Genomic DNA, 24,285 nt, shown 5'->3' with positions numbered 1-24,285 from the left:
ACATGGAAGCGAACCCATCATGATGCGTACCTCGACACTCTGGACATTCCTCGCCCTGCCTCTGTTGGCATGTTCGGCCCTTGCCAGCGCCCAGACGCCGGCCAAACCGAGCGACGCGCCGCCACAATTGGAACGCATCGAGGAAATGGGTGAAGCGCCCATCACCGTGACACCGGCCGCCGCCAAGCAGCAGATTACCGAAAAGCGCGAAGCGGGCGTGACGTCCGAAGTGAAAGTCACGAGCGGCGGCAGCACCTATTACATGAAGCCGGCCGCCGGCGGCGACCAGGCCCACAGCGGCGCCCTGCGCGGCCCGCAATGGAAAGTGCTGGAATTCGACCTGGGCAAGAAGAAACAGAAACAACGCGATGAAGAGGCCGCAGACGCCCCGGCACCGCCCCCAGCAGCGAAGTAAGCAGCCACTCTCTTCTGCCCTGCCCCGGCCACCTGCGGGGCAGCCGGCTTTTTTTGACCTTTTAGACCATTCCTCTCTTTCCCATGGCAGTTTTTACCGCGCTACACCTGGACGATATCGGCCAGTGGATCACGCAGTTCCCACTCGGCAAACCTCTGGCGCTCAAGGGCATCGCGTCCGGCATCGAAAACAGCAATTTCTTCCTGAGCACGGAGCGCGGCGAGTATGTGCTGACGATCTTTGAAAACCTCAGCTTCGAGCAATTGCCATTCTATTTGCAACTGATGCGCCATTTGGCGGACCGGGGCGTGCTGGTGCCCGCGCCGATCGCCAATGCCGATGGCCAACTGGTAACGGCCCTGCAAGGCAAGCCGGCCGCCATCGTCAGCAAACTCGACGGCAACTCGCAGATGGCGCCGCAAGCCGTCCATTGTGCGGCTGTCGGCGCCATGCTGGCAAAGATGCACCTGGCGGCGCAGGACTTCCCCCTGCAGCAGCCCAATTTGCGGGGCCTGGACTGGTGGAACAGCACCACGCCGCTGGTCTTGCACCACCTCGATGATGCCAAGGCGCATTTGCTGCGCGCGGAAATCCATTTCCAGGACGCCTTTGCCTCCTGCGATACCTACAAGGCCATTCCGCGCGGTCCCGTGCATGCCGACTTGTTCCGCAACAACGTCATGTTTGACGGCGAGCGCCTGACGGGCTTTTTCGACTTTTACTTTGCCGGCTGCGACACCTGGCTGTACGACGTGGCCGTCACCGTCAACGACTGGTGCGTAGACCTGGCCACAGGCGTGCTCGACACGGTGCGCGTGCGCGCCCTGCTCGACGCCTACCAGGCCGTGCGCCCGTTTACGCACGAAGAACAGACGGCATGGCAGCCGATGCTGCGCGCCGCCGCGCTGCGCTTCTGGCTGTCGCGCCTGTACGATTATTACCAGCCGCGCGAAGCGGAAATGCTGACCCCGCACGATCCGGCACATTTCGAACGCATTCTGCGCGAACGTATCGCCACACCTGCTCCGGAACTGTTTTAAACATGGAAAAATTACCTGCAAGTACAGGTTGGCAATGGGTGAAACAAGGCTTCGCCCTGTTTCGCAAGCAACCTGGCGGCATGTCGATGCTGTTCCTCGGCTATATGTTCTGCATGCTGGCCGTCAGCATCGTGCCCGTGCTCGGCCAATTGCTGCCGGTCATCCTGGTGCCGGTGTTCTCCGTGGCCTTCGTACAAGGCTGCCTGCATATCGACCAGGGCAAGCGCGTCTTGCCCAGCCTGCTGATCTCGGGCTTCCGCAAGCCAGCCTTTCCGTCCCTGTTGGGCCTGGGCGTGCTGTACATCCTCATGGCCATTATCGCCATCGGCGCGTCGACCCTGGTGGACGACGGCTTGCTGTGGCAACTGGTCACCGGACAACTGACGGAAGAAGCGGCGCGCACTGCCATCCCGGAATCGCGCCTGGGCCTGGGCATCTTGCTGGCCATCGTGCTGTACGTGCCGGCCGCCATGGCCTTCTGCTTTGCCGCACCGCTGATTTACTGGAAACAAACCGGGCTGGGCAAGGCGCTGTTCTTCAGCTTTTTCGCCGTCTGGCGCTCGCTGTCGGCCTTCATCGTCTTCGCCGCCACCTGGTTCGCCATCAGCGTCGTCACCAGCCAGTTGCTGGCCGTCATCTTTGGCCGCACGCCGCTGATGATGCAGCTGATGATGCCGCTGTCGATGATCTTGACCATCATCATGCATTGCTCGTTCTATGCCGCCTACCGCCAGATCTTCGGCGTGCCCGTCGATGCCAGCAAGACGGTGTCGCTGGACAAAAATTAAAGCTGGGGTCAGACCCTCAACACCGCTAACGCAATGCTTGGCGCCAACATGACCGGGGGTCTGACCCCGGCATTTACGGCATTCACTCAGCTAACTTAGCGTCCCAGCCGTTCCAGTTTCGCAATTCCCAGGTCCAACACCTTCATGCCGTGCTGTCCAAAATTGATCTGCGCGCGCGCATTCCCGCCGCCGCCTTCGATATTGACGATCACGCCTTCACCGAACTTGGCGTGCGCCACCGATTCACCGATGCGCCAGCCGCCGCCCGTGGCTTTTTGCGCGATCTTTTGTGCAATCGCATTGTCCGAACCCAGGCTGGCCACGCGGGGCGCCTCATCCCAGGCCGACTTGCGGTTGCCGAACCAGTTCGCCTGCACCTTCGGCGACAGCCATTTCAGCGATTCTTCCGGCAACTCGTCAAAGAAGCGCGACTTCATGTTGTAGCGCGTCTGGCCATGCAGCATGCGCGTCTGCGAGAAGCTCATATACAGCCGCTTGCGCGCGCGCGTAATCGCCACGTACATCAGCCGGCGTTCCTCTTCCACGCCATTGTCTTCCTTCGAACTGCTTTCGTGCGGGAACAGGCCCTCTTCCAGCCCGGTAATGAAGACGTTGTCGAATTCCAGGCCCTTGGCCGAGTGCACCGTCATCATTTGCAGCGCATCCTGGCCCGCCTGCGCCTGGTTATCGCCGGCTTCCAGCGAGGCATGCGATAAAAATGCGGAGAGCGGCGACATCACGGCCGGCAGCGGCGCATCGGCATCCAGAATTTCGATGCCATCCTGGTTGACGACGGGCACGCCCGACTGCGCCTGGGCGCTTGGGCCCAGATGGGCCGGTGCTGCCTGGCCAAAACCTTCTTCGGAAACGAACTGGCTGGCCGCGCTGACCATCTGCTCCAGATTCTCGATGCGGTCGGCGCCTTCCTTTTCATTCTGGTAGTGTTGCAGCAAGGTACTCGCTTCGAGCACCACGCGCACCATTTCCGGCAGCGACAATTGCTGCGTTTCGAAACGCACGCCTTCGACCAGTTTCACGAAGCCGGCCAGCACGCTGCCCGCCTTGCCTGCCACATACGGCACGGACGCGTACAGTGAAATGCCGTACTGTTCTGACGCGGCCTGCAATTGCTCGATCGAGCGCATGCCGATGCCCCGCGTGGGGAAATTGACCACGCGCAAGAAGGCGGAATCGTTATGCGGATTGTCCATCAATTGCAAATAAGCAATCGCGTGCTTGACCTCGGCGCGCTGGAAGTAGCGCTGACCGCCATACACGTGATAGGGAATCGCGGCAGAGAACAACGCATGTTCGATCACGCGCGACTGCGCGTTCGAGCGGTACAGGATGGCGATTTCACTGCGCGAAGCGCCATCGGCGATCAGGCTTTTTGCTTCTTCGATGATCCACTGCGCTTCCTGCAAGTCGGAACTGGCTTCATACACGCGCACCTGCTCGCCATGGCCCGCGTCCGTGCGCAGATTCTTGCCCAGGCGCTTGCTATTGTTGGCGATCAACACGTTGGCGCTGTCGAGGATATGGCCGTGCGAGCGGTAGTTCTGCTCGAGCTTGATCAAGTTCTGCACCTGGAACTCATGTTCGAAGGCGCTCATGTTGCCCACGTTGGCGCCGCGAAACGCGTAAATGCTCTGGTCATCGTCGCCTACGGCAAACAGGGCGCCGCCATCGCGGCTGCCGTGGCCGGCCAGCAACTTGAGCCAGTTGTATTGCAAATTATTCGTATCCTGGAACTCGTCCACGAGAATGTGGCGGAAGCGCGCCTGATAGTGTTCGCGCAAGGGCTGGTTGCGGCTCAGCAATTCGTACGTGCGCAGCAGCAATTCGGCAAAATCGACGACGCCTTCGCGCTGGCACTGGTCGTCGTACAACTGGTACAGCTCGACCATCTTGCGCTCGTGCGCGTCGTACGCTTCCACGTCCGTGGCGCGCAAGCCCTGGTCCTTGGCGTTGTTGATGAAATACATCACCGTCTTCGGCGGGAATTTTTCATCATCGATGTTGTTTGCCTTCAACAAGCGCTTGATCACGGACAACTGATCCTGCGAATCGAGGATCTGGAAGGTCTGCGGCAAGGCGGCGTCGCGGTAGTGCGTGCGCAGCAAGCGGTTGCACAGGCCGTGGAAGGTGCCTATCCACATGCCGCGCGTGTTGATCGGCAACATGGCCGACAGGCGCGTGAGCATTTCCTTGGCGGCTTTATTCGTAAAGGTCACGGCCAGGATGCCGGGCGGCGATACCTGCTGGGTCTGGATCAGCCACGCGATGCGGGTGGTCAGCACGCGGGTCTTGCCCGAACCGGCGCCCGCCAGGATCAGCGCATGTTGGGCCGGCAAGGTGACGGCAGCCAATTGTTCGGGATTGAGGTTGTGAAGAAGATTTTGCATGCCGTGATTATACCGGCATGGCTAAAAATACTGTGCATTTGTCCAGCGGTCGCGCCAGTTTTCCCTGTGCGCGCTACAATCGGCGTCCCGACACAGCGGCCCGTATCCCATGACACCACCCACTCACCTCGACGGCGCCCGCGTACTGGCCTGGGCCTGGTCCGAGCTGCCTTTCGGCCACGTCAGCGATGCGCATGGTGGCGCCGCCCCCGTCGCCATCCACGGCCTGGCCGTGTGCCGCTACGAGGACGAGGCACGCGTCTACCGTTTCAGCTGCGCTGCGCGCTGGGACACGGTACAGGATGAGGTGTATGCCAGCGAGAACGACGCCAGGGGGCAGTTGCCGGCGCAATACCGGGCCATGGCCGCCGCCTGGAACCTTGTCTAGCGCACCAGTTTTGCCTTGCCTTCGCTGAGCGCCTGGGCAATCACCTGGCGCGTGGTCTTGTCGGCGATCTTGACGACTTTTTCCTGCTGGCGACCCAGGTCGCCCATTTGCTTGCCCAGCGCTTCCATCGGCTTGCTGCGCTGCTCCATCTGGCGCGACATGCGCTCCACTTTCTCGGCCTCGCGCTCATGCACTGCTGCGTTACGGTCGTTGATCTCTTCCATTTCTTCCTGCGCATCTTCCATCTGCTGCTGCAAGCGTTCCACGTCGCGCTCGGCCGTGCGGCGCGCCGCATCGCTCGTCGCCAGTGCCTGGCGGCGCGAGGCGTCACCGAGCTTGCTGCCCAGTTCCTGCTGCCGGCGGCCCAGCGCCCGCAGTTGCTCCGACTCGCGCGCACTGCCGTTCGCCTGGCTACGGGCGCTCATCTTGCGCCCCATTTCGCCCATGGCCTTGCCATGCGCGCCCATTTGATCACCCAGCGCGCTCATCTCCTTGCTAATCTGTTTCGAGGGCTGCCATGCCGCCCGCACCTTGCCCAGCAAGGCGGTATCCTGCAGCACGTAAGCCTGCCCCTGGTCGCGGAACCACAGGAACGGTCCCTTGATCGAGCGCTTGAGCTTTTCCACCTGCTGCGAGTGAATATCGCTGTCGACGACGATGACGCCCTCGCTATCCCTGCTGCCATCGACCAGCGCATAGCTTTCTCCCTTGTCGAGCGAACGGCTGACCTGCGTGCTGGGCGCGGCAGGTGCGGCCGGTGGCGCGGGCGGCTCGGGCGGCTGCACGGCCAGCGCACTGCCGCCAAGCAGGATACCGGCCAGGCTGAGGATCAAACGGTAGGAAGTGGACATGGCTGCCTCGTCGCAAATGTAGTGGAGTGTTGACTGTAGCGGCGAATGAATCACGGCTACAGCACGGTGCGACAGGCTGCACAAACGCTGGCCTGGACGGCAGGCTTGCGCGATGAATGGCAAATCACGGACGAAAAAAACGGAGGCCGCAGCCTCCGCAAAAACGCCGTGGTACGGCGTATCTGAAATCAGTACAGCACGACGGAGCGGATCGATTCACCGCTCTTCATCAAGTCGAAACCCTGGTTGATATCGTCGAGCTTCAAACGGTGCGTGATCAAATCGTCGATATTGAGCTTGCCTTCCATATACCAGTCGACGATCTTCGGCACGTCCGTGCGGCCGCGCGCGCCGCCGAAGGCGGAACCTTTCCATACGCGCCCCGTCACCAGTTGGAACGGACGGGTGGAAATTTCCTGGCCGGCCGCCGCCACGCCGATGATGATGGACTGGCCCCAGCCCTTGTGGCAGCACTCGAGCGACTGGCGCATGGTGGTGGTGTTGCCGATGCACTCAAAACTGTAGTCGGCGCCGCCGTCCGTCAGTTGCACGATGGTGTCGACCACGTTTTCCACTTCGTTGGCGTTGACGAAATGCGTCATGCCGAACTTGCGCGCGATGGCCTGGCGCGCCGGGTTGATGTCCACGCCGATGATTTTATCGGCGCCGACCATCTTCGCCGCCTGGATCACGTTCAAACCGATGCCGCCCAGGCCGAACACGACCACGTTGGCGCCCGCTTCCACCTTGGCCGTAAACAGCACGGCGCCCACGCCCGTCGTCACGCCGCAGCCGATGTAGCAGACTTTATCGAAGGGCGCGTCTTCGCGGATCTTCGCCAGGGCGATTTCCGGCACGACGATGTAGTTCGAGAAGGTGGACGTGCCCATGTAGTGGAAAATGGGTTTGCCGTCGATGGAAAAGCGCGAGGTCGCGTCCGGCATCAGGCCGCGGCCCTGGGTCGAGCGGATCGACTGGCACAAGTTCGTCTTTTGCGACAGGCAGAATTTGCACTGGCGGCATTCCGGCGTGTACAGGGGGATGACGTGGTCATCCTTCTTCAGGCTTTTCACGCCAGGGCCCACGTCGACGACGACGCCGGCGCCTTCATGGCCGAGGATAGACGGGAAGATGCCTTCCGGATCGGCGCCAGACAGGGTGTAGTAATCCGTGTGGCAAATGCCGGTGGCCTTGATCTCCACCAGTACCTCGCCCTCGCGCGGGCCCGCCAGGTCGACTTCTTCGATGGTCAACGGGGCGCCCGCCTTCCAGGCAATCGCTGCTTTGGTTTTCATGTGTGTCCTGTGGTGTGTGCTATGTATGGTTGAACCAGGCGCGCCAGCGCGCCGTATCGTCACATCATAACAAGGCAGGCGCCGACGTGCCACGCCGGCGCCGGCGCAACGCTTACTTGATTTTCGCGCGATTCAAAAAGGCGCCATGCAAGCCGTTCAGGGTTTCCTCGGCCAGCAGCAGCTGGCTGGCGATTTCATTGATCTTGCGGCGACTGGAGCGGGCGTGGTCGCGCAGCACTTCGAAAGCCGTATTGCGGTCCGTCTGGAACTTGCCCATCAGCAAGCCAACAGCCAGGCTCGTTTCACGGCCAGCGGCCAGGGCCGCATTCAGGTTCAGTTCGGTACGGCGCAGCTGGCGGATTTCATCGGCGCGTGCCAGGCCCGCTTCGAACGCGGGCATCAAACGGCCTTCGTCGACGGGTTTGACGACATAGCCGACGGCGCCATAGGCGGCCGCCTGCTTGCCCGATTCGCTGTCGCCGCTGCCGGACAGGAACATGAAAGGCACGCCCGTTTCGCCATGCAGGCGCTTGGCCAGTTCCAGGCCGGACATGCCCGGCATGTGGATGTCGAGCAAGGCCAGGTCCGGCTCGCGCTGTGCGACCAGCTGCAGCGCCACTTCGGCCGAATGGGCCAGGGCAGTCTCGTAGCCGGCATGGCGCAGGACTTCGCCGAGGAATTCCAACAGGATCTGGTCATCGTCAACGATCAAGATAAGGCGTTTCGCGGCGGCTGGCTGACTCATGGGTAAAGGGACCTCGGAAATGAATGATGTTCTTATTATATGCCGATTATTCGGCAAATTCCCCATCCGTTCCCGTGCTCACAGCGCAAACAATTGATTAAATTGCTGCACCGCAATATCCACCCCATCCGCCTGGTAGTCCTTGCCAAATACGCTGCTGATGGCCGCCACCATATCGGCGCCGCGCGCGACCAGCGGCGCCGCGTTCTCGGGCGTCATGCCGCCGATCACCACGCACGGCAAGGCAATCTCGCGCTTGGCTTGCAACACGATATCGAGGGGCGTGCTCACCGGATACTTTTTCACCAGCGACGGATAAAAGCCGCCGAAGGCCACATAGCTGGCGCCGGCGGCCTCGGCCGTCCGTGCCAAGAGCATATCGCCATAGCAGGACGCGCCCACGATCTTGTCACTGCCCAGGCGCGCGCGCACCTGCGCCACGCAAGCGTCCGTACCGCCCACGTGCACGCCATCGGCATCAAGCTCTTCGCACAACTCGATAAAATCGTTGATAATGAAGGGCACGCCATATTTACGGGCCAGTGCCAGCAAGGCGCCCGCCTGTTCGCGCCGTTGCGGCGCGTCAGCGCTCTTGTGGCGGTATTGCAGCAAGGCCACGCCTTCCTGCAAAGCTTGTTCGCTCGCGTCGAGCAAGTGGTCGGTGTCATCCCAGTTCGGGGTGACCAGGTACAGTCCACGCATGATGTTTTCCTTATTGAATGAATCGTTGCGGCATGCGCTGGCCTGGCGCAATCGCATACGCGCCGGCCAGGGCCGCATGGCAATAGCTTTGCGCGCCATCGAGCGCCTCTTGCATCGGCACGCCGTGCGCCAGGCGCGCCGCGATGGCGGACGCCAAGGTGCAGCCGCTGCCATGGAAGGCGCCGGACAAGCGCGGCCAGCGCCACTCTCGTTCGCCCCCGGCGCTATCGAACCAATGATTGACGATCACCTCGCCTTCGCCATGCCCGCCCGTCAGCAGCACATGCTGACAGCCTTGCGCAAGCAAGTTTTTTTCACCGCCCAGGGCCAGTGTTTCCGGCCCGTTCGGCACGATCACGGTCGTCACCGGCAGCAAGGGCGACAGCGCCAGTACGGCGTCGTCACGGCTGAGCAGGTCGCCATGGCCGCTGGCCAGCACGGGGTCTAGCACCACGGGCAAGTCGGGCCGGGCCAGCCGCAATTGCGCGATCAATTGCGCAATGACGGCCGCATTCGCGGCGCTGCCGGGAATGCCGATTTTCACGGCATCGATAGCGATCTTGGCTATCAGCGCCTGCGCCTGCCGGCGCAGCAATTCCGGCGCCACCGCTTCCACGCCAAAGACCCTGTCGTTGTCTTGCACCGTCAGTGCCGTGATGACGGGCATGGCATGCGCGCCCTGCGCCGCAATCGCCACAATATCGGCGGCGATGCCGGCGCCGCCCGAGGGATCGACACCGGCAAACACCAGCACGGTCGGCAGCGTTGGCCTCGTCACGCCAGGCGGCCCGCCATCGGCGACGACGGCGAGGCGGCAAATTTGCGCGGCATGCGACCCGCCAGAAACGCTTCACGTCCGGCCCGCACGGCCAGCTTCATCGCATGCGCCATGCGCACGGGGTCGCGCGCGCCGGCAATGGCCGTGTTCATCAGCACGCCATCGCAACCGAGCTCCATGGCAATGGCCGCGTCCGATGCCGTGCCCACGCCAGCGTCCACCAGCACCGGCACTTTGGCCTGGTCGATGATCAGGGACAAATTCCACGGATTCAAGATGCCCATGCCCGAACCGATCAGTGACGCCAGCGGCATGACGGCCACGCAGCCGATATCTTCCAGAATCTTCGCCTGGATGGGGTCGTCGCTGCAATAGACCATCACGTCGAAGCCATCCTTGACCAGCGCTTCGGCGGCGATCAGGGTTTCCGGCATGTGCGGAAACAGGGTCTTTTCATCGCCCAGCACTTCCAGTTTCACCAGATTGCGTCCGCCCAGCAGCTCGCGCGCCAGTTGCAGGGTGTAGACGGCATCCTTGGCGTTGTAGCAGCCGGCCGTGTTCGGCAAAATCGTGTACTGGTCGGGCGGCACGACATCGAGCAGGCTGGGCGCGTTCGGATCTTGCCCGATATTCACGCGGCGGATGGCCACCGTGATGATCTGCGCCTCGGCCGCATCCGTCGCCTCGCGCGTCTGCGGCAAGTCCTTGTACTTGCCGCTACCCACCAGCAAGCGCGATTGATACTGTTTTCCTGCGATGGTCAGCAGGTCGTCGTTGTTATTACTGGTCATTGCTTTTTCCTTAGTCTAGCCGCCGCCGATGGCGCGGACAATTTCCACTTGGTCTTGCACCTGCAAGACCTGTCCCGGCCACGCCTTGCGCGGCACGACGTTGCGGTTGACAGCCAGCGCCAGCGCCTGGTTTTCCAGCGACAGCGCGGCGATCAGCTGGTCGAGTGTCTGCCCCGGCGGCACCTGGTGCGGTGCGCCGTTGAGCGTGATGGATATCAATGCAGGCATCACGCTCTCCCTCAGACCTTGCGGTACAGCTCGGCGCCGTTCTTGATGAATTCGATGGCCTTGATTTCCATGCCCTGCTGGAGCGCCTTGTCTTCCGCGATGCCCATGCCGGCCGCGTATTCGCGCACTTCCTGCGTGATCTTCATGGAGCAGAAGTGCGGGCCGCACATGGAGCAGAAATGCGCCACCTTGGCCGAATCCTTGGGCAGGGTTTCATCGTGGAATTCGCGCGCCTTGTCCGGGTCCAGGCCGATGTTGAACTGGTCGTCCCAGCGAAATTCGAAGCGCGCTTTCGACAGGGCGTTGTCGCGGATTTGCGCGCCCGGATGGCCTTTCGCCAGGTCGGCCGCATGGGCCGCGATCTTGTAGGTGATGATGCCGTCCTTGACATCGGCCTTGTTGGGCAGGCCCAGGTGTTCCTTCGGCGTCACGTAACACAGCATGGCCGTGCCGTACCAGCCTATCATGGCCGCGCCTATACCCGAGGTAATGTGGTCGTAGCCGGGGGCGATATCGGTCGTCAACGGTCCCAGGGTATAGAACGGCGCTTCGCCGCACTGCTCCAGCTGCAAGTCCATGTTTTCCTTGATCAGCTGCATGGGCACGTGGCCGGGGCCCTCGATCATCACTTGCACGTCGTGCTTCCAGGCCACTTGCGTCAGCTCGCCCAGGGTTTTCAGTTCGCCCAGTTGCGCCTCGTCGTTGGCGTCGTAGATCGAGCCGGGGCGCAAGCCATCGCCCAGCGAGAACGACACGTCATACGCCTTCATGATCTCGCAAATGTCTTCGAAATGCGTGTACAGGAACGATTCCTGGTGGTGCGCCAGACACCATTTCGCCATGATGGAGCCGCCACGCGAAACGATGCCCGTCAAACGTTTGGCCGTCATCGGCACATAGCGCAGCAGCACGCCGGCATGGATGGTGAAGTAATCGACGCCCTGCTCGGCCTGCTCGATCAGGGTGTCGCGGAAAATTTCCCACGTCAGATCTTCGGCCTTGCCATTGACCTTTTCCAGCGCCTGGTAGATGGGCACGGTGCCGATGGGCACGGGGCTGTTACGCACGATCCATTCGCGCGTTTCGTGGATATGCTTACCCGTGGACAAATCCATCACGTTGTCGCCGCCCCAGCGTATGGCCCAGGTCATCTTCTCCACTTCCTCGCCTATCGACGAGGTGACGGCGGAGTTGCCGATATTCGCGTTGATTTTCACCAGGAAATTGCGGCCGATAATCATCGGCTCGACTTCCGGGTGGTTGATGTTGGCGGGGATGATGGCACGGCCGCGGGCGATTTCCTCGCGCACGAATTCCGGCGTGATGTCAACCGGGATGCTGGCGCCAAACGACTGGCCCGGATGCTGGCGGCCCATCAGCTCGGCCAGGCGCTCGCCCATGGGGCCGGAAGCTTTCAGTTCGCGCAGATACTCCTGGCGGCGCATGTTTTCGCGGATCGCCACGAATTCCATTTCAGGCGTGATGATGCCCTGGCGGGCGTAATGCATTTGCGTGACGTTCTTGCCGGCGATGGCGCGGCGCGGCTTGCGGTGCAGGTTGAAACGCAGCTCGGCCAGTTTCGGGTCTGCCAGGCGGGCAATGCCGTAGTCGGAGGTCGGACCGGGCAATTCTTCCGTGTCGGCACGTTCCATGATCCATGGCAGGCGCGGCGTATCGAGGCCCGAGCGGATATCGATGTTCACGTCCGGGTCCGTGTAGGGGCCGGAAGTATCGTAGACGTAGATCGGTGGATTCTTTTCGCCGCCGAACGACGCTTCCGTGTCGGACTGGCTGATCTCGCGCATGGGCACGCGGATATCGGGGCGGCTGCCCTGCACGTAAATCTTGCGCGAATTGGGCAGCGGCGCGATGGCGGCTTCGTCGACCGTGGCGGTGGCGGAGAGGAATTTCGGGTTGGCGTTCATTTTGGCTCCTTGGCTAGACTATTTTTAAGCCTGGAGCCAGCTAAGGAGGTTCGGCTGCGCGCACGCGGAAAGGCGGGGTGCGTTCATCCTAAAGCTTCCCTTCGCTGGCATTATCCAGATCAGGTTCGGAGGGTATTTCTCACCCGCGCTTGCACTGTGTTTCCACAGCGAAAGGCAGGACCCCTAGCGTTTGCCGCCTTGCGGCAGCGAGCCAATTATACGCGGTTCGCGCCGCGTGGCCAGATGATTTCTTGCAAGTGTCGTCTTTGTGCTTCGGCCTTACTTCTTCTTGCCCCAGCGCCAGCTGGTCGGTTCGCCCTTCAGCCAGCACACGCCGACGAGCGCGCCGGCGATGACGACTTCATAGATGATGTACAGTGCCAGCGATTCTTGTGGCGGGAGCAGGAAGGCGCCGCAGGCGAACAGCGCCAGCGCGCTCAAAAAGACCAGCCAGCCCTGCCAGGTGATGGGCATGCCCCAGCCCCAGCCATAGGTCTTGGCGGGGAACCAGTACTGGGCTTGTGATTTGTCTGCCATGATGCTTTCCTTGTGGATATGGATAGCAGCAAGTATAAATCAGGCGCTTCGATGGCGCTGCGTGACATCGAGGCCGATGCCGCGGTAGCCGATGAAGCGGCTGCCCGTGTCGAACATCGGTTCGCCGCTGACCTGCAGGTACTGCGTGCTGCCATCGGGATTGGCGCGGCTGTAGATGAAGTCAAGAAACGGTTCGCGTGCGGCAATTTTGGCGTCGAGCAAGGCGCGCTCGGTGGCGTTCCAGCGCTGCGGCTCTTCCTCGCTGCCGATGCCCAGCATTTCCGCCACGGGGCCGGAAAAGCGCGTTAGATTGCCCTGTGCATCCTGCTCCCAGTACCAGTCGGACGACAGCTCCGTGAAGCGCTGGAAGCGCGCTTCGCTTTCGCGCAACTCCGCCGTGCGCTCTTCCACCATCTGTTCCAGCGACTTGTTGTATTCGGCCAGCTTCTGGTACAGCAGGCGCACTTCCAGCATGTTGTGGATGCGCGTCTTCACTTCCACCAGGTCAAAGGGCTTGCTGACGAAGTCCTTGGCGCCGGCCTGCAGCGCGCGCAGCTTGTGGCTGGGCTGAGCCGTAATCACCAGCACGGGCAGATAGCTGCCCGCCTCGATGTCGCGCAAGCCTTCCATGACTTCGAAGCCATCCATTTCCGGCATCTGCAAGTCGAGCAGGATCAGGTCGTAACGGTGCTGTTGGTGCAGCGCATGCACGGCTTTCGGGTCCATGGTGGACGTGATGCGCGTGTAGCCTGCATTGCGCAACACCTGTTCGAGCAGCATGACGTTGGCCTCCTGGTCATCGACGATGAGGATGCTGGCGTTCAGGATCTCGGTGGCTTGAAGCATGGCGGTATTCCTAAAATGAAGTGCTGAATTAGCGTACTGCGTGAGTGTCGTCGGCCAGGCCATGCGCGGCCGCATGGTGCAGGGCGACATCGAGCGCATCCATGAATTCGACGACCTTGATCGGCTTGGTCAGATAGCGGAAGAAGCCTGCGTCCAGGCCTTTTTCAATGTCGCGCGGCATGGCGTTGGCCGACAGGGCCATCACGGGAATGTGGCTGGTGAGGGGATCGTCGTGCAGGATATGCAGCGCGCCGTAGCCGCTGATGCCGGGCAGGTTGATATCCATCAAGATCACATCCGGTTGATACGTGCGCGCCAGGTCGATGCCCAGGTGCGCGTCGATGGCCGTCAGCAGCTTCAAATCGCTGCGACGGGCGATCAATTGCTCCACCAGTGCCAGGTTGGCGGGATTGTCTTCCACATACAGCAAGGTGCGCTGGCTTTCCTGGTCTTCCTGCGCCACCGGCAACACTTCGCCCTGCTCCATGACCAGCTCGGGCGCGCGCGACGCCTTGAATTCCACCCAGAAGGTAGTGCCCACGCCCACCGTGCTGTCGACGCCGATGGTGCCCCCCATCAGTTCGACCAGCTGCTTGGTGACGACCAGGCCGATGCCCGTGCCCTCTTCCGTGCTGTTTTCCTGGCCCAGACGGTTAAATGGCTGGAACAGCTGCGCCATCTGTTCTGCATTCAAGCCGGCGCCGCTGTCGGTGACGCTGGCACGCACGCGGTCGCCGCTGCGGCGGCACTCGACCTTCACGCTGCCGCCGCTCTGGTTGTATTTGATGGCGTTTGACAGCAGGTTGATCATCACTTGTTTCACGCGCGTGCGGTCGGCATGCACATAGAAAGCCTGGCCACAGCGGGGGAAATACATGCGGATGCCGCGTTTTTCCGCCTGCGGCGCGATCATTGCCTGGCAATCCTGCAATACGTCGAGCAAGGACATCGCCTCTTCCGACATGGTGACCTTGCCCGATTCGATCATGGCCAGGTCGAGGATTTCATTGATCAAGCGCAAAAGATACCAGCCGCCCTTGAGAATCTGGTCGATCGAACGCTGCTGCGGCAAACTCGGTGCCGGCGTCTCGGAGGCCATCAGTTGGGCAAAGCCCAGCACGGCGTTCAGCGGCGTGCGCAATTCATGGCTCATGCTCGACAGAAACTCGGACTTGGCCAGGTTCGCCTTTTCCGCCGCCTGGCGGGCCTTTTCCATCTCGATATTCGTGTCTTGCAAGGCGAGTTCGAACTGCTTGCGTTCCGTCACGTCGCGGGCGGCGGCAAACACGCCCTGCAACTTGCGCTCGCGATCGTGGAAAGTCGAGGCGTTGTAGGACACCACCGTCTGCGTACCGTCGCGCGCCAGGGCCGTCAGCTCGTAGTTAGTCAACTTTCCTTCACGCAACACGCGCGCGATGGCTTCCTCGGCCCGTTCTGGTTCCGTAAAATAATTCTTGCACGGCGCGCCGATCAATTCGTCGCGCGTGCAACCCGTCAGTGCTTCCATTTGCTGATTGACGTCGCTGATGACACCGCGCGGGTCCGTCGTCATCAGCGCATCGATATTCGATTCGATCAGCGAGCGTGTATAGAACTGCTGTTCGCGCAAGCGCTGGTCCAGCAGCGCCTGTTCCGCTTCGACCTGCTTGCGCACCGTGTTGTCGGTGCCGATCAGCAAGTAGCCGATGACCTTGCTCTGCGCGTCGCGCAGTGCCGTCACGGAGACGATGGCGGGGAAACGGCTGCCATCCTTGCGGATATAGGTCAGTTCATAGATATCTTCGATGCCGCGCATGGCCTTGAACACGAGCGCCTCCACGCCGGGCGTGATGACGGTGTCGAGCTCGGCACTGAGGGCGGCGGCGCGGGTGACGATCTCTTGTGCGTCGGAAATACCGGCCGGCGTCAGCCGGTCCACCACATCGCTGGCAGCGTAACCGAGCATGCGTTCGGCGCCGACATTGAAAATCTGGATCACGCCCTGCGCATCGGTGGCGATGCACGAAAAATTGGCGCTATTGAAAATCGCATCCTGCAAGGCGCCCGCCTTGAGCAACTGGCGCGGCAGGCTGGCCGATACCGTGCGCCGGTACAGTGCCACCAGCAGCATCAGCAGTAGAAATACCAGCGCGTCTATGACGCACGCGGTCTCGAATGGCGCGCGCCAGGCCAGCACGCCGACGGCCAGCAGCACGATGGCACTGAAAGAGAACGCCAGCGCCATGGGCCAGCGCGAAGCGACACCGGTGGGGATTTTTTCGACAGATTGCATGAGATAGCCTGGACTGTGACAACGATAAGAGAGTAGATGCGGTGTTCAGTGCGCCTGGCGCTGGCGCACGTCAGACAGCAGGCGCGCGAATTCCTTCTTGACGACGCCATAGCATTCGCACACATGGCCTTCGAGGCCGGCGCGGTCCAGCACGGAGATATGTCCGCGCCGGTAGCTGATGAAGCCGCGCGCCTGCAAGCGCCCGGCTGCCTCCGTCACGCCTTCGCGGCGTACGCCCAGCATGTTGGCGATGAGTTCCTGCGTCATGGTCAGCTCGCGGTTCGGCAGCCGGTCCATGGTCAGCAACAGCCAGCGGCACAGTTGTTGCTCCACCGTATGGTGGCGGTTGCACACGGCCGTCTGCGACATTTGCGTAATCAGGGCTTGCGTATAGCGCAGCAGCAGGCGCATGACGGGACCGGCGCGGTCGAATTCTTCCATCAGCAGGTGCGCCTTCAGCCGATAGCCGACGCCACCCGTCTGCACCACGGCGCGGCTGGGCGTCGAGTTGCCGCCCATGAATAGCGACACGCCCACCACACCTTCATTGCCGACGCCGGCAATTTCGGACGAACCGCCGTTTTCCAGCAGGTAGTGCAAAGAAACGATGGCCGTGGTAGGGAAGTACACATGCTGCAACTTGTCGCCCGAATCGTAAATCACGTCGCCCAGCAACATGGACACTTGCTCCAGATGGGGTGCCAGGCGCGCAAAATCGGCGTCGAGCATGGCGGCGAGCAAATGGTTTTGATTCGGGTTGTGCAGCTGGGCATGCGGACTCGACATGGGCAGAATTCCTGGTTTCCAGTCGTCAGCTAGGGGATAGATGAAAGGCGTCCGAACGAGGGTCGCCATGCTGCGCAGCGTAACACACTGCTTGTACCGAGGCCCGACTATATTTCTTGCAGGCATGCTTGTCTGTTCGCCAGCGAACGGACGCTGATTCGCCGCGCATCCTACAGTCAATCACTGCCAGGGCTGCCGGATCATGGATCGGCGCCGGCGCTACTACCGGACGCCATCATGCAATCATTTTTCAAACGCATTTCCATTTCCGTTTCCATCTCGGCCCTGATCACTCTGGCAGTCGGGCTGAGCCTGACGGCCCTGTGCTATGTCTCGGCGCGCCAGATCGAAGCGGACAGCAGCAGGCTGCTGCAGTACCACGCCAGCGGCATGAGCCTGGACGCCAAGCATCGCGGCTCCCTTTACGTGCTGCTGGGCGGACTGTTGTCTAGCCTGCTGGCGACGGCGTATGTCTTTCAGCTCGTGTCGCGCAATAGCGTGATTGCCCGCATCACGGGCGAGCGCACGGCGGCGCTGCAGTTTGCCAATTTGCGCCTGTCCGAAGACATCGCCGCACGCATGCACAATGAAAAATCGCTGCGTTTGCGCGAACGCATCATCGAAGTGTCGGCCAATGCCATCATCCTGTGCAGTGCCGACGCACCGGGCTACCTGATCGAGTATGTCAATCCCGCCTTCGAGCGCATCACCGGCTATGCGGCCGCGGAAGTCATCGGCCAGCGCCTGGAAGACTTGCAGGGCCCCCAGGAGGGGCGGCAAGACATGCATGCCATTACGACGGCCCTGCGCGAACAGCGCGAAGGCAAGGCCATCGTGCGCAATTTCAGCAAGGATGGCAGCTGCTACTGGAGCGAGCTGTTCGTTGCACCCGTGCGCGACGATGGCGACGGCAGCGTCAGCCACTTTGTCGTAGCGCAATACGACATCAGCACCGTCATGCGCTTCGAACAGGAACTGCAATTCCAGTCGAGGCACGACATCCTGACGGGCCTGGCCAACCGCCTGCTGCTGCGCGAACGGCTGGAGCAGGCCATGGCCGTGACGCGGCGCAGCGGCCTGCCCCTGTGGGTGGTTTTCATCGACCTCGACCGCTTTAAATTCGTCAACGATACCCTGGGCCACGATGCGGGCGACACGGTGCTGAAAAACGTGGCCGAGCGCCTGCGCGACGCCACGCGCGAAGTCGACACGGTAGCACGCCTGGGCGGTGACGAATTCGTATTGCTGCTGCCCCAGCATGGCAATGGCGAACCGGGCGCCGCCATCCTGCAGCGCATCCTGAACGCCGTGGCGCAGCCGCTGCAACTGGGCGAATACGAATTCCTTCTCAGCTGCTGCATGGGCGTGGCCGTCTATCCCGACGATGGCCAGGATGCCGACACCTTGATCAAGCACGCCGACATCGCCATGTACCGCGCCAAGGAACAGGGACGGGGCCACTGGCAATTCTATGCTTCGAGCATGAATGCGGGCACCCTGGAACGGCTGGGACTGGAAAGCGAGTTGCGCCACGCGCTGGCACGCGGGCAGTTCCACCTGGAATACCAGCCACAGCTGGATCTCTCCAGCGGTGCGGTGGTGGGCATGGAAGCGCTGCTGCGCTGGCAACATCCGCAACTGGGACGTATTGCGCCTGCCAGCTTTATCAGCCTGGCCGAAGAAATGGGCTTGATCATTCCCATCGGCGACTGGGTGCTGCACACGGCGTGTGCCCAGGCGCGGGCCTGGCAACAGGCTGGCCATGGCCCGCTGCGCCTGGCCGTCAACCTGTCGGCACGGCAATTCAAGCAAAGGAATCTGCTGCAGGCGGTGGCACAGGCGCTGGCCGACACGGGCCTTGAGGCAGCCCATCTTGAGCTGGAATTGACGGAAAGCATGGTCATGCATAACGTGGAGCAAGCCACTGCCATCATGAGCAAGCTGAAGGCACTGGGCGTGCAACTATCGATCGATGACTTCGGCACCGGCTATTCCAGCCTGGCCTACCTGCGCCACTTCCCCATCGACGTACTGAAAATCGACAAGACCTTCGTCAGCGACATCACGCACAGTGACGACGACGCGGCCATCGTGCGCGCCATCATTTCGCTGGCGCACAGCTTGCGCCTGAAAGTGATCGCGGAAGGCGTGGAAACGCTGCAGCAACTGGCCTTCCTGCGCCAGCACGGCTGCGATCAGATGCAGGGCTACCTGTTCAGCCGCCCGCTGACCGCAGCCGCCTTCGAAGAACTGTTACTGCAGAGGAAAATGCTGCCTGCTTAAAACGCGTGGCGCAAGCCGATGTTCAGCGCGCGGTTGCCGCTACCCACTTCCGTCGCATTGCCCACCATATAGGCGGCGTCGTTGCGGTTGCGGATGTGCGCGTAGGCAAGATACACCTTGCTACGCTTGGACAAGGCATACGTGGCGCCGATGGCCAGCTGCTGCGCATCGCGGTTGGCGGCGTCACGGTCATCCTTGTGGATGAACGAAGCGAGCAAGGTGGTCGCGCCCAGTGGCACGGACACGCCGACGATGGCGTCGCGGCTGTCGCTCGACTGGGCCGGCGCCTGCGCTGCGCCATACGGGTTTTCCGCAAAGAACATGCTGCTGCCATCGCCCGTGTTGCGGCCATAGCCGGCAAACGCGGTGGCCACGCCGAAGTTGTAGTTACCGGCCAGAATGGTGTTGTTGACGTCGGCCTTGCCGAATGCGCCGCCACGGCTCTGGCGCGCCAGGCGCAGGGTCAAGGGGCCGTTGACATAGCCCAGGGCCAGGCCCAGCGAGCGTTGATCTGCCGCCATCCCCGTGTGTTCACCGGCACCGAACATGACAGTGCCCGTCAGGCCGCGCCATTCCGGCGAGGTGTAGCGCACGGTATTGTCGATGCGCGTGGCCGAATAGCCGGCCAGGTTGGTCGACGCGCCCGCCATGCCGCCCTCGAAGGGGTCGGCCACATCGGTCAGCGCCTGGCTTTGCAGGTTGTACTGGCGCCCCACGGTGAGCATGCCCAGGGGGCTGCTGAGGCCGACAAAGGCCTGGCGGCCAAACAACTGGCCTGCCTGGTCGGAGCGGCCCGTATCGCTCAAGAGACCCGCTTCCAGCGTGAACACGGCTTGCAGGCCATTGCCCAGGGACTCGGTGCCACGCAGGCCCAGGCGCGAGCCAGCCGACACGCCACTGGTGAGCTTGCTGATGCCGCGCTCCTGCACCAGGGCCGCGTCCATCAAGCCGTACACGGTGACTGAAGACGGCTCGACGGACGACTGGGCGTGAGCAAGGGGAATGGCGCCCAGGCTGGCGATGCTCGACACGAGGCCGAGGGTGATCGAGATTTTCTTCATGATGGTTTCCTTGTAAAGGCAAAACCGGGAAAGCGCGCGGCCATGGCATAGCCACAGGCGACAAAGCGCGCTGTAGTTATTGCCGTATCGAAAGACGACGGGCCAGATAACAACATTCCTGGCTAAGCTGTGGCGGCGCGGCCGGTAAAGACAATGGCGCGCGCTATTCCGCCGTGAATGGTGCACCGCTGGCGGTGCGCGTGGCTCAGGCGCCCGGCCCGAAGGGGACGCTCTGAGATGGCTGGCATCGCTGATGCGCTGGCCGTGTGATGCGGGCGAGAGTTGGATAAAACCGCGCCTGCTGGCGCCGTCCGCAAAGATGGGGCAGGAGGCGCCGAGGCCGACATTATAACATCGGCAGCGCCAGCCACCCATCCGGTTGCGGCAAAACGGCCCGCAAAGCCGCCAAAACACTGAAAAATGCCTGCGGCCACGCTGCAGGCGATGCCGTGTCATCTATAATGGTTCCTTTTGCCAATCACACGCCAAATCATGGAATTAGCCAAGTCTTTCGAGCCCGCCGACATTGAACAATTCTGGCGCACCGAGTGGGAACAGCGCGGTTACTTCACCGCCACCCTCGATGCCGGAAAACCTTCCTTCAGCATCCAGTTGCCGCCGCCGAACGTCACCGGCACCCTGCACATGGGCCATGCGTTCAATCAGACCATCATGGATGGCCTGACCCGCTACCACCGCATGCTGGGCCACAACACGGCCTGGATTCCCGGCACCGACCACGCGGGCATCGCCACGCAAATCGTCGTGCAACGCCAGCTGGATGCGCAAAAGATTTCGCGCCATGACCTGGGGCGCGAGAAATTCGTGGAAAAAGTGTGGGAATGGAAAGAAAAATCCGGTTCCATCATCACCGGCCAAATGCGCCGCCTGGGCGCCTCGGCCGACTGGCAGCGCGAATACTTCACGATGGATGAGCCGCGCTCGAAAGTCGTCACCGACGTCTTCGTGCGCCTGTTCGAGCAAGGCCTGATCTACCGCGGCAAGCGCCTGGTCAACTGGGACCCCGTGCTGGGCACGGCGGTTTCCGACCTGGAAGTGGTGTCCGAGGAAGAAGACGGCTCGATGTGGTACATCAAGTACCCGCTGGCCGACGGCAGCGGTTTCCTGACGGTGGCCACGACCCGTCCTGAAACCATGCTGGGCGACGTGGCCGTGGCCGTCGATCCGACGGACGAGCGCTACGCAGCGCTGGTGGGCAAGATGCTCAAACTCCCGCTGACCGACCGCGAAATCCCCATCATCGCCGACGAATATGTCGACAAGGAATTCGGCACCGGTTGCGTCAAAATTACCCCAGCGCATGACATGAACGATTACGCCGTGGGCCAGCGCCACAAACTGGCGCAGATCGTCATCCTGACCCTGGACGCGAAGATCACCGACGACGCGCCGGCAGCCTACCGCGGCATGGACCGCTTCGCCGCGCGCAAGCAGATCGTCGCCGACCTGGACGCGCAAGGCTTGCTCGAGCAAGTCAAGCCGCACAAGCTGATGGTGCCGCGCGGCGACCGCACGGGCGTCGTCATCGAGCCGATGCTGACGGACCAGTGGTTCGTCGCCATGAGCAAGCCGGCCCCGGAAGGCACGTTCTTCCCCGGTAAATCGATCGCCGAAACGGCGCTGGACAAGGTCGCCAATGGCGAAATCAAGTTCGTGCCGGAAAACTGGAGCACTACCTACAACCAGTGGCTCAACAATATCCAGGACTGGTGCATCTCGCGCCAGCTGTGGTGGGGCCATCAAATCCCGGCATGGTATGACGACAAAGGCAATATCTTCGTTGCCAAGACCGAAGCCGAGGCACAAGCCAAAGCCCTGGCCGCCGGCAGTACCGGCCCCCTGAAGCGCGACGACGACGTGCTCGACACGTGGTTCTCGTCGGCGCTGGTGCCGTTCTCGACCATGGGTTGGCCGGAAGAAACGCCGGACATGAAGGCTTTCCTGCCCTCCTCCGTGCTGGTGACGGGTTTCGACATCATCTTCTTCTGGGTCGCGCGCATGGTCATGATGACGGCGCACTTCACGGGCAAGGTGCCGTTTGAAACCGTCTACGTACACGGCCTGGTGCGCGATTCGACGGGACAGAAAATGTCCAAGTCGAAGGGCAACACCCTGGACCCGATCGACCTGATCGACGGCATCGACCTGGAAGGCTTGATCGTCAAGCGCACCACGGGCCTGATGAACCCGCGCGACGCGGAAAAGATCACCAAGGCAACGCGCAAGGAATTCCCGGAAGGTATTTCGGCCTACGGTACGGACGCCGTGCGCTTCACCATGGCCAGTTATGCCTCGCTGGGGCGCAACATCAATTTCGACCTGGGCCGCTGCGAAGGCTACCGCAACTTCTGCAACAAGATGTGGAACGCCACCCGTTTCGTCATGATGAATACGGAAGGCAAGGATTGCACCGCGAATGAGGCCGACCTGTCGCAAGCCGACAAATGGATCATCTCGCTGCTGCAAAAGGCGGAACTGGACGTCGCCAAGGGCTTCGAAGACTTCCGTTTCGACAATATCGCCGCCAGCATCTACAAGTTCGTCTGGGACGAGTATTGCGACTGGTACCTGGAAGTAGCCAAAGTACAAGTGCAACAGGGCACGGAAGGCCAGCAACGCGCCACCCGTCACACCCTGCTGCGCGTGCTGGAAGTGGTGCTGCGCCTGGCCCATCCGATCATCCCGTTTGTCACGGAAGCGCTGTGGCAGAGCGTTGCGCCGTTGGCCGGCAAGCTGCCGAAGGCCGAGGGCGAGGCCAAGGGCGTGTCCATCATGATGCAGCCATACCCGATCGCCAACACCGACAAGATCGACGAATCGGCCGAAGCGTGGATGCAGCAGTTGAAAGCGTTGACGGATGCGACGCGCAACCTGCGTGGCGAAATGCAAATTTCCCCATCGGTGCGCGTGCCGCTGATCGTCGAAGCGGGCAATGCCACAGAAAAGGCTGCGCTGGCTTCGTACGCACCGTACATCCAGTCGCTGGGCAAGCTGGCCGACGTGCAGATCGTCGATGCGCTGCCGGACTCGCCTGCAGCCGTCGCCATCGTCGGCACCACCAAGCTGATGCTGAAAGTGGAAATCGACGTGGCTGCCGAACGCGAGCGCCTGGGCAAAGAAATCGCCCGCATCGAAGCGGAAATTGCCAAAGTGAATAGCAAATTGGGCAACGAAAGCTTCGTCGCGCGCGCCCCGGCCGCCATCGTTGCGCAAGAAAACGAGCGCTTGCTCAGTTTTTCGGCCACAATTGAAAAATTGCGCGAACAGTTTGCTAAACTAGCCAGCGCATAAGGCAAGTTTGGCAGGATTGCGCGGCGTCATCCGTGACGCCGCGCAGCACTACTGGTCTTGCCTTGGTATATACACTGTTCGTGACCCGATCAAAAAAACCATAGGAGACCAGCAATGCATAACATAGTCAAAGCAAGCGTCACAGCAAGCATCATGATGGCGGCCCTGGCCATCGCCGGCAGCGCCGCCGCGCGCGATGACAACCACACCCCCGTGGGCACGTGGAAAACCATCGATGACGCCACCGGCAAGCCGAAATCACTCGTCGTCATCACGGAAAACAATGGCGTCTTGCAAGGCAAGATCGACAAGCTGTTCCGTGGCCCGAATGAAGATCAAAACCCGAAGTGCGACAAGTGCACGGGCGCCAACAAGGACCAACCCATCATCGGCCTGGTGATCCTGTCCGGCCTGAAATATGACGGCAAGGAATGGACGGGCGGCGAAATCACGGACCCTGCCAATGGCAAGACTTACAAGAGCAAGGCCGAACTGACGGAAGGCGGCGCCAAGCTGCAAGTGCGCGGCTATATCGGCTTGCCGATGTTTGGCCGCTCGCAGACGTGGGTGCGCGAAGAATAAACAGCGCTCGCCCTGCCCTGTCGAAGCCGGCCCTGCGCCGGCTTTTTTGCGTCTGCTTTCCACGCATGGCCGTTGTTTTCCAGGCCGAATTACTCACTTTTTAGCCGATTTCCAGCCCAAGACAAGCTAAGCGCGCCAGCGCACATACCTCCAGTTTCCTAAATGAAATAGTGCATGCCTGTGACGCCATCGCCCTGTTGCGACGGGCGGCATGGCTCTGCCGGATGACCTCATCCGCAGATGACCGGCAATGAC

Annotated in this window: 21 protein-coding genes and 1 riboswitch; of the genes, 7 read left to right on the top strand and 14 right to left on the bottom strand. The window is 61.7% G+C overall.

Translation table 11 applies throughout. The features are described from left to right. The first annotated feature begins 19 nt into the window (after window positions 1-19). The 3 genes from K0F85_RS13415 to K0F85_RS13405 all read left to right on the top strand — a co-directional run bounded on the left by K0F85_RS13415 (window position 20) and on the right by K0F85_RS13405 (window position 2,243). Window positions 20-415: a hypothetical protein gene (locus K0F85_RS13415; RefSeq protein WP_219116507.1), complete on the top strand. Its 396-nt coding sequence runs from the start codon at window positions 20-22 to the stop codon at window positions 413-415. Window positions 416-498: 83 nt separating this feature from the next. After that, window positions 499-1,455, top strand: a complete 957-nt coding sequence (locus K0F85_RS13410; RefSeq protein WP_219116506.1) for a homoserine kinase — start codon at window positions 499-501, stop codon at window positions 1,453-1,455. 2 nt (window positions 1,456-1,457) lie between these two features. Continuing rightward, window positions 1,458-2,243, top strand: a complete 786-nt coding sequence (locus tag K0F85_RS13405; RefSeq protein WP_219116505.1) for a BPSS1780 family membrane protein — start codon at window positions 1,458-1,460, stop codon at window positions 2,241-2,243. 95 nt (window positions 2,244-2,338) lie between these two features. Here the strand turns inward: K0F85_RS13405 and K0F85_RS13400 are convergent, their stop codons facing one another. Next, entirely contained in the window at window positions 2,339-4,648 is a 2,310-nt protein-coding gene (locus K0F85_RS13400) for a UvrD-helicase domain-containing protein (RefSeq protein ID WP_219116504.1), read from the bottom strand. A gap of 109 nt (window positions 4,649-4,757) precedes the next feature. Between K0F85_RS13400 and K0F85_RS13395 the strand changes: the two genes are divergently transcribed. After that, window positions 4,758-5,036, top strand: coding sequence for a hypothetical protein (locus tag K0F85_RS13395; protein WP_219116503.1), 279 nt, complete (start codon window positions 4,758-4,760; stop codon window positions 5,034-5,036). On the opposite strand, the gene K0F85_RS13390 is transcribed toward K0F85_RS13395, so the two are convergent. From K0F85_RS13390 to K0F85_RS13335, 12 genes are all read right to left on the bottom strand, one after another. Continuing rightward, window positions 5,033-5,887, bottom strand: a complete 855-nt coding sequence (locus tag K0F85_RS13390) for a hypothetical protein (protein ID WP_219116502.1) — start codon at window positions 5,885-5,887, stop codon at window positions 5,033-5,035. The two genes, K0F85_RS13395 and K0F85_RS13390, sit on opposite strands and share 4 nt — an antisense overlap. A gap of 188 nt (window positions 5,888-6,075) precedes the next feature. After that, entirely contained in the window at window positions 6,076-7,182 is a 1,107-nt protein-coding gene (locus tag K0F85_RS13385; RefSeq protein ID WP_100875565.1) for an S-(hydroxymethyl)glutathione dehydrogenase/class III alcohol dehydrogenase, read from the bottom strand. Between the two features lie 112 nt (window positions 7,183-7,294). Next, window positions 7,295-7,927: an ANTAR domain-containing response regulator gene (locus K0F85_RS13380; RefSeq protein ID WP_219116501.1), complete on the bottom strand. Its 633-nt coding sequence runs from the start codon at window positions 7,925-7,927 to the stop codon at window positions 7,295-7,297. Between the two features lie 78 nt (window positions 7,928-8,005). After that, window positions 8,006-8,629 (bottom strand): thiamine phosphate synthase, encoded by a 624-nt coding sequence (thiE, locus tag K0F85_RS13375; RefSeq protein WP_219116500.1) that lies wholly within the window; start codon window positions 8,627-8,629, stop codon window positions 8,006-8,008. Between the two features lie 10 nt (window positions 8,630-8,639). Beyond that, on the bottom strand, window positions 8,640-9,407 hold the full coding sequence (locus K0F85_RS13370; protein WP_257572750.1) for a hydroxymethylpyrimidine/phosphomethylpyrimidine kinase: 768 nt from the start codon (window positions 9,405-9,407) through the stop codon (window positions 8,640-8,642). Further along, complete coding sequence (locus K0F85_RS13365; RefSeq protein WP_219116499.1) at window positions 9,404-10,198, bottom strand: thiazole synthase; 795 nt, start codon at window positions 10,196-10,198, stop codon at window positions 9,404-9,406. The genes K0F85_RS13370 and K0F85_RS13365 overlap by 4 nt, the downstream gene beginning before the upstream one ends. 15 nt (window positions 10,199-10,213) lie before the next feature. Further along, window positions 10,214-10,417, bottom strand: a complete 204-nt coding sequence (gene thiS / locus K0F85_RS13360; protein ID WP_071079564.1) for a sulfur carrier protein ThiS — start codon at window positions 10,415-10,417, stop codon at window positions 10,214-10,216. 20 nt (window positions 10,418-10,437) lie between these two features. Then, complete coding sequence (thiC, locus tag K0F85_RS13355; RefSeq protein WP_219116498.1) at window positions 10,438-12,351, bottom strand: phosphomethylpyrimidine synthase ThiC; 1,914 nt, start codon at window positions 12,349-12,351, stop codon at window positions 10,438-10,440. Between the two features lie 79 nt (window positions 12,352-12,430). Further along, window positions 12,431-12,546: riboswitch (TPP riboswitch) on the bottom strand. Window positions 12,547-12,630: 84 nt separating this feature from the next. Then, on the bottom strand, window positions 12,631-12,888 hold the full coding sequence (locus K0F85_RS13350) for a hypothetical protein (RefSeq protein ID WP_219116497.1): 258 nt from the start codon (window positions 12,886-12,888) through the stop codon (window positions 12,631-12,633). Window positions 12,889-12,927: 39 nt separating this feature from the next. Further along, window positions 12,928-13,734, bottom strand: coding sequence for a response regulator (locus K0F85_RS13345; RefSeq protein WP_219116496.1), 807 nt, complete (start codon window positions 13,732-13,734; stop codon window positions 12,928-12,930). Between the two features lie 28 nt (window positions 13,735-13,762). Beyond that, window positions 13,763-16,006: a PAS domain-containing hybrid sensor histidine kinase/response regulator gene (locus tag K0F85_RS13340; RefSeq protein ID WP_219116495.1), complete on the bottom strand. Its 2,244-nt coding sequence runs from the start codon at window positions 16,004-16,006 to the stop codon at window positions 13,763-13,765. A gap of 45 nt (window positions 16,007-16,051) precedes the next feature. Next, window positions 16,052-16,792, bottom strand: a complete 741-nt coding sequence (locus K0F85_RS13335; RefSeq protein WP_219116494.1) for a Crp/Fnr family transcriptional regulator — start codon at window positions 16,790-16,792, stop codon at window positions 16,052-16,054. 237 nt (window positions 16,793-17,029) lie between these two features. On the opposite strand from K0F85_RS13335, the gene K0F85_RS13330 reads away from it, so the two are divergent. After that, window positions 17,030-19,075, top strand: a complete 2,046-nt coding sequence (locus K0F85_RS13330) for a bifunctional diguanylate cyclase/phosphodiesterase (protein ID WP_219116493.1) — start codon at window positions 17,030-17,032, stop codon at window positions 19,073-19,075. On the opposite strand, the gene K0F85_RS13325 is transcribed toward K0F85_RS13330, so the two are convergent. Beyond that, a complete protein-coding gene (locus tag K0F85_RS13325) occupies window positions 19,072-20,136 on the bottom strand; it encodes a porin (protein WP_219116492.1) in 1,065 nt (354 codons plus the stop codon). The genes K0F85_RS13330 and K0F85_RS13325 overlap by 4 nt on opposite strands. Before the next feature lie 492 nt (window positions 20,137-20,628). Here K0F85_RS13325 and K0F85_RS13320 point away from each other — a divergent pair, with 492 nt between their 5' ends. Together K0F85_RS13320 and K0F85_RS13315 are read left to right on the top strand one after the other, a co-directional pair. Further along, window positions 20,629-23,448, top strand: coding sequence for a valine--tRNA ligase (locus tag K0F85_RS13320; protein ID WP_219116491.1), 2,820 nt, complete (start codon window positions 20,629-20,631; stop codon window positions 23,446-23,448). Between the two features lie 153 nt (window positions 23,449-23,601). After that, entirely contained in the window at window positions 23,602-24,030 is a 429-nt protein-coding gene (locus K0F85_RS13315) for a DUF2147 domain-containing protein (RefSeq protein ID WP_374198701.1), read from the top strand. Window positions 24,031-24,285: the final 255 nt, after the last annotated feature.

Origin of the sequence: Janthinobacterium sp. UMAB-56 (assembly GCF_900095265.1) — a bacterium.
Lineage (GTDB): Bacteria > Pseudomonadota > Gammaproteobacteria > Burkholderiales > Burkholderiaceae_D > Janthinobacterium.
This window is presented reverse-complemented; position numbering and strand designations above follow the sequence as displayed.